The sequence below is a fragment of the Nitrospirota bacterium genome, assembly GCA_016212215.1.
GTDB lineage: Bacteria > Nitrospirota > 9FT-COMBO-42-15 > HDB-SIOI813 > HDB-SIOI813 > JACRGV01.
Genome location: JACRGV010000078.1, coordinates 20,287 through 28,763 on the forward strand (window position 1 = coordinate 20,287; position 8,477 = coordinate 28,763).

The window sequence follows — 8,477 nt, forward strand, 5'->3', positions numbered from 1 at the left end:
CCCCTTGAAGGGGAGGGAATAAAACTTAGACTCCCTCTCCTTCAGGGAGAGGGTCCGGGTGAGGGTGGGGTTGTAACATCCTGAGCCATTCGGCTATGCTTGTCGAAGGATGTTTCCATTCTCACCCCACTTTGAACTACATAAGCCCAAGCAATGGACATAATATTCGCAGCCCTGTCCATATTGTAACAAAACCGAGTGCATCGAATATCACTCCTGCCTTCAGCATCGAGAGAATGGGCACCATGCCCGAACCGTACACTATTGCATTAGGCGGGGTGGATACAGGAAGCATGAAACCGAAACTGGCCCCAAGACATGCCCCAAGTGCCGGTGGAACAGGAGATACGCCGGCAGCCTGGGCAATTGCGATCATAACAGGAATAACCATACTTGCGGATGCTGTATTAGATGTGGCCTCACTTACAAGGATTCCGATTATCACAGATAATGCCGTAATACTCCACAGGCCTTCCACACCGGCTATATTTGTTAGACGGTTGCCTATGATATTTGCAAGTCCGGTATCAAACATCAGTTTGCCGAGACTCAGCCCCCCGCCGAAAAGGAGGATAGTGCCCCAATCAATCCGTACTGCCTGATCCCACGATATGGCAAATGTCCTCTTCTGCCAGTTTACAGGCAGTACAAATAACAGAAAGGCCGCGACAACAGCAACAACACCCTCATCCAGTACCCCTTTAAGCGACTTATACAGACCGGAATCAACTCCATAAACAACCGCAATAATACCTGGAAGAATCCATAACATAACAGCCGTCCCGAAAGAGATTAATGTATATATCTCTCCCTTGCTCCACCCGGCTGCATCATCCTCAGTATCCTGTATTATCAAGGCAGATGAGTCAGTCCTTGACGGCGGATTATGCAGGAACAACAGTAGTATGGAAAGTACAATAAACATTATAATCAGCATGGGGACACCAAGTGCCATCCACTGGAAAAAGGTAATACGGTAATGGGCGAGGGATTCTATCATACCGATAGCAATAAGATTGGGAGGAGACCCCACCGGAGTACCTATCCCCCCTACAGATGCCCCATAAGCAATCATCAGCATCATGCCTGCCCTGTACTTAAACGATACTGTTGATAAACGTTTCTCCATACTGCTGATTATCCCGATGCAGATAGGCAGCATAATGGCAGTAGCAGCCGTGTTGCTTATCCACATGGAAATAAGTGCGACTACTACGCCGCATGCAATTAATAGCATGGATGGGCTGTTGCCGATACCCTTTATGGAAAAGATATACATGGCAAACCTGCGGTCCAGCCTGTGAATGTTCATGGCCTTTGCAATGATAAAACTTCCTATGAAGAGAAACACGATGGGATCGGCAAAAGGGGCAAGCACTGTCCTGGCCGGGGCAACCCCCATAAATACGCAAAGTGCAGCGCCAAGCAGTGCAGTTACAGGGATGGGGATGGCCTCAGATACCCAGTAGGTTATTACAAGACTAAGGATTGCAGCCAGCGAGTGTCCCTGACCTGATAAGGCGGGTGCAGGCATGAAATAAATTACAATGAAGACCAGCGGACCTGCAAAAAGCCCTATAGTCTGCCTCCACCACTCAACCCTTTCTTCCTGCGGCGAGAGCCTCGGCTGGAAGACACTATTTTCAAACAAATCACTCAACTCCTGCGGTGGCTTGTATTTCTTATACTCTACTTCACAGGTGTTACAACAGCATCTTCAATTATGGCATCATATTTATAACCGGCACCAAAGTCCTTACCTACTGCAAGTATACCGGTAACCATTACCTTATCCCCGACCTTGGCAGTATCCTTTGTTGTTGCAGTTAAATCATTGGTTCCAGGTTTCCCGCTTCCGTCTTTAATGTGTACCCAGTTCTTTCCCATAATGCCGCTATTGAATTTTACGACCTCACCTTTTACAGTGACCTTCTTACCGCTGAGCGTATCCTTCTTTGCAAAGACCTCTTCAACCTTTACCACATCTTTGGCCGCTGCTACCCTCTCCGGTTCTGCTGAACAGACATTGTTTAAAGTACCGGCAGTCAAAACAGCGGCTAATGATAAGACAACGATTAAATGCAATCTCATTTTAAATCCTCCAAAGGATTAGGAATAGCAACATACCATGAGAAGCAAGAGTAATCAACAATTTTTTATTTGGGTCTTCTCCAAAGTGAGTGGGTGATTTATGTCTCATTTAGCATACAAGTTATTATTTTTAGATGGAGATACGCCTAATCCCAAAACCCGTAATGAAGCACTGTTTTTATTTCCCCTCCCTTGACGGGAGGGGATTAAGGGGAGGGTGATGCCGCTAAGACTTCATTTGAAAAATTTCTGAGGCTTGCGGCTGCACGGGTAGGGCAATTGCTCAAAGGGAACAATCTTCCCTGTTGAGATAAAACTTACCATGAGGCCGGACAAAGGCATGTTAAAAGGAATGAACAGCCTCAGGAAATCCGGCCGCAATATCGGCAGCGGTGCGATCATCTGCCTTGCAGAAAACCGGTATCCACTTACCGCTGAAATTGATGTTGTCCCTGTTGCTTACGTTTAAATCTATAATGTGAAGCAACTCAAGAAGTTAAGAGACAGATAGATTGGAAGGTGATATATTATGCGATATGTGCAAACTGAATTTGATTTTATACAGGCGTTAAGGTAAATTACTGCTTAGGTTAAGGGGGAGTGATTAAGTGACAAGACTGATTATAGAGACCGATGATAACTGGACACGAGAAAAGATAAGATTTGCCATTGATACCGAAATATACCTGCTTAAAAAGACATTTGACAAAATTCAGGATAAGATAAACAACTTTGAAAGTAAATATGGAGAATTGGACAGAGAAAATCTATACGGCAAGATAGATGATATGGAGCTTATAGAATGGGAGGGGGAATGCGAGACTTTACAGCGGATACAGAAGAAACTGAAATCTCTTGAGGATATCGTCTTTGAGTATAGATAAGTATATTGTCCGGTTAGAATCAATTATAACCTCTTCCCCGATTGTCTCATCTTATAATATTACTATTGATAGAAAAACTGGTGATATTGCCTTTATCTCGGGAAGTATAGAGTTGAGGGATGGCGCTTCCCTTGATTTTAAAGAATTTATAGAATCCAAAGAAAGTGGTATTGAAAAATATAAGTATGCATACAACTACCGTTCCCATAACAATGTTATCTTCCGTTATGATAATTCTCCTGACCCCAGGGCAAAAAAGTTAGAAACTTTCCCTTATCACAAACATCTTAAAAACCTTGATATTGTAATGTCACGGGAAATGAGCCTGATAGAAGGACTTAAAGAAATAGAAGGAACATATTTTATGATGGAAGAGGAAACATCTATAATGAAAGGAGAAGTTATTATGAACTGTCAAAAAGGTCATTCACATCCGCCGGTTAGAGTGGTTGTTGCAACCGGTAATCCCACTAATCAACCACGCCCTTACCATTGCCCTGAGTGTCGAGAGGTCACAAAGCAGGGTGTTAATAAAGAAAACTGGGAGGAATACCCTGATATAAGAAGTGCTGAAAGGGCTGGCCATGACAAACCTTGTTCGGTTTGCTTCTGATCTAATTACTCAAAACGTGGCCTGTATAAACTCAGGGGCATTTAGGATTTATCTCATGTCTTTTTGTAAGTACAGGAGACTATCAGAAGGGTTTCTGAAGGATTGGCATTTGACAGATCTATCATAGCTCACTGCTTAATACTACCTGCTCTACTACGACCTCTTTTACTTCACGGGTTGCCCGGTTTTTTAGTTCTACTATACCCCTGTTCAGGCCTTTTTCACCGACTACTATCTGAAAAGGAAAACCGAGCAGTTCTGCATCTTTGAACTTCACACCGGCACGCTCATCACGGTCATCTAAGATGACCTCTACACCTTTTTCCATTAATCTATTATATATATCCTCTGCGGTTCCTTTGACCTTTTCTGAGGTCATGTTTAAAGGAAGGATTATCACCTTAAATGGTGCTATGGCAGTAGGCCATATAATACCTTCTTTATCGTGGTTCTGTTCTATTGCTGCTGCAATTATCCTGCTCACGCCGATTCCGTAACAGCCCATTATCATATACTGCGGCTTGCCGGCTTCATCAAGATATGTTGCCTCCATAGCAACACTGTACTTTGTGCCGAGCTTGAATGTATGCCCTACTTCAATACCTCTTACGATAATCAGTCTTCCTGTTTCACACCTCGGGCATCCATCACCCTCCTGCACATTTCTTATATCAGCATACTGGTCCGGCGTGAAATCCCTTTCCATGTTCACATTTACAAGGTGCACATCCTTTTCATTCCCGCCGACAACAAAATTTATCATTCCCTTAACTGCACTATCCGCTATTATATGTAAGCCCTTTAGCCCGACAGGGCCTGAGAAGCCTGAAGGTGCGCCTGTTACCTTTTCTACCTCTGCCGGTGCAAGAAGCTCTACCTCTGTGGCATTGATTATCCTTGCAAGTTTTGTCTCATTTAACTCATGGTCTCCCCTTACAAGTGCCGCAACAATCAAGTCTCCACCCCGCATAATAAGGGTCTTTACAAGCAGTTCTTTCTCCACTCCAAGAAAAGCTGCCACATCTTCCACACTCTTTTTGCCGGGGGTAACCTTTTTTTCAAGGGGCATCAAATCTTCTTCTAACTTCTTACTTCTAACTTCTTGCTTCTTGCTGTCATCTGTAGAAGGTACTCTTAGCTCACCCTCCCCCCGACCCTCCCCTTGAAGGGGAGGGGGAATTTCATGGCTTCTGATTTCTTGTTTCTGACTTCTAACTTCTTGCTTCTTGCTTCTTCCTTCCGCCTTCTCCATGTTCGCTGCATAGCCGCAGGTATCGCATGAGACTATTGCTTCTTCTCCTGTCTCTGCAAGCACCATGAATTCATGGGAAAAACTGCCGCCTATTAGGCCGCTGTCTGCTTCAACAGGTTTAAATCTGAGTCCGCACCTTTTGAATATAGCGTTGTATGCCTCAAACATCTTTCTGTAGGCATCCTCTGCACCGGCCTCATCAATATCAAAGCTGTATGCGTCCTTCATTATGAATTCCCTGCCGCGCATCAGCCCGAACCTCGGTCTTATCTCATCCCTGAACTTGCTCTGTATCTGATATAAGTTGAGCGGAAGTTGTCTGTATGATTTAACCTCTTTCCTTACAAGGTCAGTTACAACCTCTTCGTGTGTAGGGCCGAGACAGAACTCCCTATCATGCCTGTCTTTTAATCTCAGAAGCTCTTTACCGTACTGTTCCCATCTCTTTGTCTCCTGCCAGAGTTCAGCAGGAAGTACCATAGGCATAAAGATCTCCTGTGCACCTGCCCTGTTCATCTCTTCACGGACAATGGTCTCAATCTTTCTTAAAACCCGATAACCAAGAGGGAGGTAATTGTAAATTCCCGCGGCAAGCTTTCTTATCATGCCTGCACGGAGCATAAGCCTGTGGCTTATAATCTCTGCCTCTCCCGGGTCTTCACGGAGTGTCGGTATTAATAGTTTTGAATAGTACATTTTTATTAGCTATGCTTATTAACTATGTCTTCTACTTCTTGAACAAGGGCATCCACAAGTTCAGATTCCTTCAGTTTCCTTACAACTTTTCCCTCTCTGAACAAAAGCCCGACACCCTTACCGCCGGCAATGCCCACATCAGATTCTTTACCTTCCCCTATGCCGTTTACTACACAGCCCAATATTGAAACATTCAGAGGTATTGTTATATGAGATAATCTCTTCTCCACCTCTCCGGCAATCTTTTCAATATCAATCTCCATCCTACCGCATGTGGGACATGATATTATATTGATTCCCCGATGCCTCAGATTCAGGGCCTTCAGTATCTCATACGCAACCCTTATCTCTTCCACAGGGTCAGCAGTCAGGGAAACCCTGAGGGTATCTCCAATCCCCTCTGCCAGCAGAATCCCTATGCCGACAGCAGACTTCACAGTGCCGGATAACATAGGCCCTGCCTCAGATATACCCACATGCACGGGATAATCATACCTCTCAGAGAAAAGCCTGTATGCCTTTAATGTGGTAGGTACATTAGACGCCTTAAGAGATACCTTTATATCATAGAACCCATATCTTTCCAATATATTTATGTGCCGCGCAGCAGATTCAAGCATTGCCTCCGGCGTGGGATGTCCGTATTTCTCACGAAGGTCTTCTTCAAGAGAACCGGCATTAACACCTATCCTGATTGGAATACCCTTTTCCTTTGCCGCCTTAACAACCTGTTCTATCCTGCCCTCATCTCCTATATTTCCCGGATTAAGCCGCAGACCGTCTACACCTTTCTTAATGGCTGTCAGGGCAAGCCTGTAGTCAAAATGTATGTCAGCAATGAGCGGGATTTTTATGGAAGATTTTATGTTATGGAGGACTTCAGCGGCCTTCTTATCCGGTACAGCCACCCGGATAATCTCACACCCTGCATCTTCAAGCCTCTTTATCTGAGCAACCGTGGCGTCAACATCAGCAGTATCCGTATTGGTCATTGACTGAACAACAACCGCTGCATCCCCCCCAATCACCACATCCCCAACCCGTATCTGCCGTGTCTTTTTCCTCATCCTAACTTCTTACCTATTACCTGTCATCCGAAAATCTCTCCGGCGGGGTAAGAAAACCCCGCCTATCCATTTCTACGAGGATAGGCGGGACTTTCTTGTCCCGCTGATTTTCATGGCCCTTTGTGAACCCTGGTTCATGGGGGTTCATCCGAAAATCAACCCCATCCCCACCCTACCCATCCCCTTGAAGGGGAGGGAATCAACATAGCCCCCTCTCCCTCAGGGAGAGGGGGGGGGTATCATTGCCCTTCGTGAGCGCCCCGTTCATGGCAGTTTATTTAAACACCCGCATAATGTCATTATACGAAACTATCACAATCAGTGTTATCAATAGTGCAAAGCCCGCTGTCTGTGCAATCTCCATAGTCCTCTTGTTGAGTGGACTGCCTTTTATCTTCTCTGCAATAAGGAAGACCACCCAGCCGCCGTCTAATACAGGGATTGGAAGGAGATTTAATACCCCAAGCTGTAAACTCATAAATGCCATGAAGGCGATCAGGTCGGATACGCCTGATTGTGCCGCCTCACCTGTAAGTTTGGCTATCATTATAGGGCCGCCGAGGGATTCAATGGATAAGTTAAGGGTTACCAGTCTCTTCAGGACATCAAATGTCAAACCTGTCAGTTCAATAGATCGCTGCATTCCGTGCTCTATTGATTCAATGAGGTCGAATTTTCTTAGTACAGTCTCCTGCCGGTTAATTATTCCAATGACACCATATCCTGCGGCCTTATCTTTTACCGGTGTTACAGTTGTCTTGAACTTTTCTTCACCCCTCTTAACCTCAATCTCAATTGCCTGACCCACATGAGACCTTATATATGCAGACACCTGATACCAGCTTACTACAGGGCTTTCGTCTATCTCAATAATCCTGTCACCGGTCTTAAGACCGGCCTTCTCTGCCGGATACCCGCTGTTTACCCTTCCGACAATAGCCGCCATCTCCGGCAGAAGGCCGCCATAACCAGGCCCTGCGTACTTAGAGTCTTTGGATTTCTCCAATGATAACTCTTTTACTTCCCCTGCCCGTTCAACCTCAAGTTTCATGCCCAGTTCAGGATGGGTTGTCAATATAGTAATAACCTCATCCCAGTCTGAAACCGCCTTTTTATTGATCTTCAGTATCTTGTCTCCTACCTGAAAACCGCCGGCCAATGCAGGAGAATCCTTTTCAATCCAGCCTATTACCGGTTTCTGTTCTATAAAAGAAGGAAGATTTACACCGATAAAAAACACAATAGGCATAAGAACAAATGCCAGAATAATATTCATTGAGGGACCCGCTAAGACAACAGTGGCCCTTTGTAAAACACTTTTGGCAGAAAAGTCATTTTCACTCTGTTCCTTTTCATCTGCCTGGCCCGGTAAATCTTCCTGACCTGCCATCTTTACATAACCGCCAAGAGGCATGGCAGAGATCAGATACTCCGTATCCCCGATCTTTTTCCCGATTATCTTAGGCCCAAACCCGAGTGAAAACTTTTCAACCTTTATGCCGTTTAACCTTGCAGCAATGAAATGTCCGAATTCATGTACAAATATCAGGATACCTATACATATTATGAAAATTACTATTGTGTACATCCAAAGCCCCCCTTAAAATGTTTCATCCGAAAATGACCCCAAGTAAGCAGTAAGCAGTTAGCAGATAAAGACTGCCTTTCCTGTTTACTGCTCACTGCTTACTGTTTACTATTTTCATTTCCCTTTGTGAGCCCTCGGTTCATGGGAGTTCATCCGAAAATAACCCCCCCATGCCCCCCCTTGAACAAAGGGGGGGATTGCCGTTGGCCATTGAGCACCAAAGGAACTTTCCCCCCCTTAACAAGGGGGGGCTTGGGGGGGTGGTTTTCATCCTCCTTTGTGAAAC

General features: G+C 45.1%; 6 protein-coding genes and 1 pseudogene. 2 read left to right on the forward strand and 5 right to left on the reverse strand.

What is annotated here, in order from left to right; all coding sequences use genetic code 11:
- Positions 1-136: 136 nt before the first annotated feature.
- Positions 137-1,534: a DASS family sodium-coupled anion symporter gene (locus tag HZA08_07015; GenBank protein ID MBI5193178.1), complete on the reverse strand. Its 1,398-nt coding sequence runs from the start codon at positions 1,532-1,534 to the stop codon at positions 137-139.
- A gap of 155 nt (positions 1,535-1,689) precedes the next feature.
- Positions 1,690-2,091 carry a hypothetical protein gene (locus HZA08_07020; protein MBI5193179.1) on the reverse strand — a complete coding sequence of 134 codons (402 nt, stop codon included), beginning with the start codon at positions 2,089-2,091 and terminating at the stop codon, positions 1,690-1,692.
- A gap of 608 nt (positions 2,092-2,699) precedes the next feature.
- On the opposite strand from HZA08_07020, the gene HZA08_07025 reads away from it, so the two are divergent.
- Together HZA08_07025 and HZA08_07030 are read left to right on the forward strand one after the other, a co-directional pair.
- A complete protein-coding gene (locus tag HZA08_07025) occupies positions 2,700-2,975 on the forward strand; it encodes a hypothetical protein (protein MBI5193180.1) in 276 nt (91 codons plus the stop codon).
- Positions 2,962-3,588, forward strand: a complete 627-nt coding sequence (locus HZA08_07030; protein MBI5193181.1) for a hypothetical protein — start codon at positions 2,962-2,964, stop codon at positions 3,586-3,588. Before HZA08_07025 ends, HZA08_07030 begins: the two co-directional genes overlap by 14 nt.
- Before the next feature lie 121 nt (positions 3,589-3,709).
- Here HZA08_07030 and HZA08_07035 read toward each other — a convergent pair whose 3' ends face one another.
- The 3 genes and pseudogenes from HZA08_07035 to rseP all read right to left on the reverse strand — a co-directional run bounded on the left by HZA08_07035 (position 3,710) and on the right by rseP (position 8,191).
- Complete coding sequence (locus HZA08_07035) at positions 3,710-5,536, reverse strand: proline--tRNA ligase (protein ID MBI5193182.1); 1,827 nt, start codon at positions 5,534-5,536, stop codon at positions 3,710-3,712.
- A 5-nt stretch (positions 5,537-5,541) separates the two neighbouring features.
- Positions 5,542-6,603, reverse strand: coding sequence for a flavodoxin-dependent (E)-4-hydroxy-3-methylbut-2-enyl-diphosphate synthase (ispG, locus tag HZA08_07040; GenBank protein ID MBI5193183.1), 1,062 nt, complete (start codon positions 6,601-6,603; stop codon positions 5,542-5,544).
- A gap of 274 nt (positions 6,604-6,877) precedes the next feature.
- Positions 6,878-8,191 (reverse strand): annotated as a pseudogene (gene rseP, locus HZA08_07045) (RIP metalloprotease RseP).
- Positions 8,192-8,477: the final 286 nt, after the last annotated feature.

Bases quoted from the DNA above. Each gene is read 5' to 3' on its own strand.
- HZA08_07015 (MBI5193178.1), bottom strand. From the start codon at position 1,534: ATGCCTGCACCCGCCTTATCAGGTCAGGGACACTCGCTGGCTGCAATC.
- HZA08_07020 (MBI5193179.1), bottom strand. From the start codon at position 2,091: ATGAGATTGCATTTAATCGTTGTCTTATCATTAGCCGCTGTTTTGACT.
- HZA08_07035 (MBI5193182.1), bottom strand. From the start codon at position 5,536: ATGTACTATTCAAAACTATTAATACCGACACTCCGTGAAGACCCGGGA.
- ispG (MBI5193183.1), bottom strand. From the start codon at position 6,603: ATGAGGAAAAAGACACGGCAGATACGGGTTGGGGATGTGGTGATTGGG.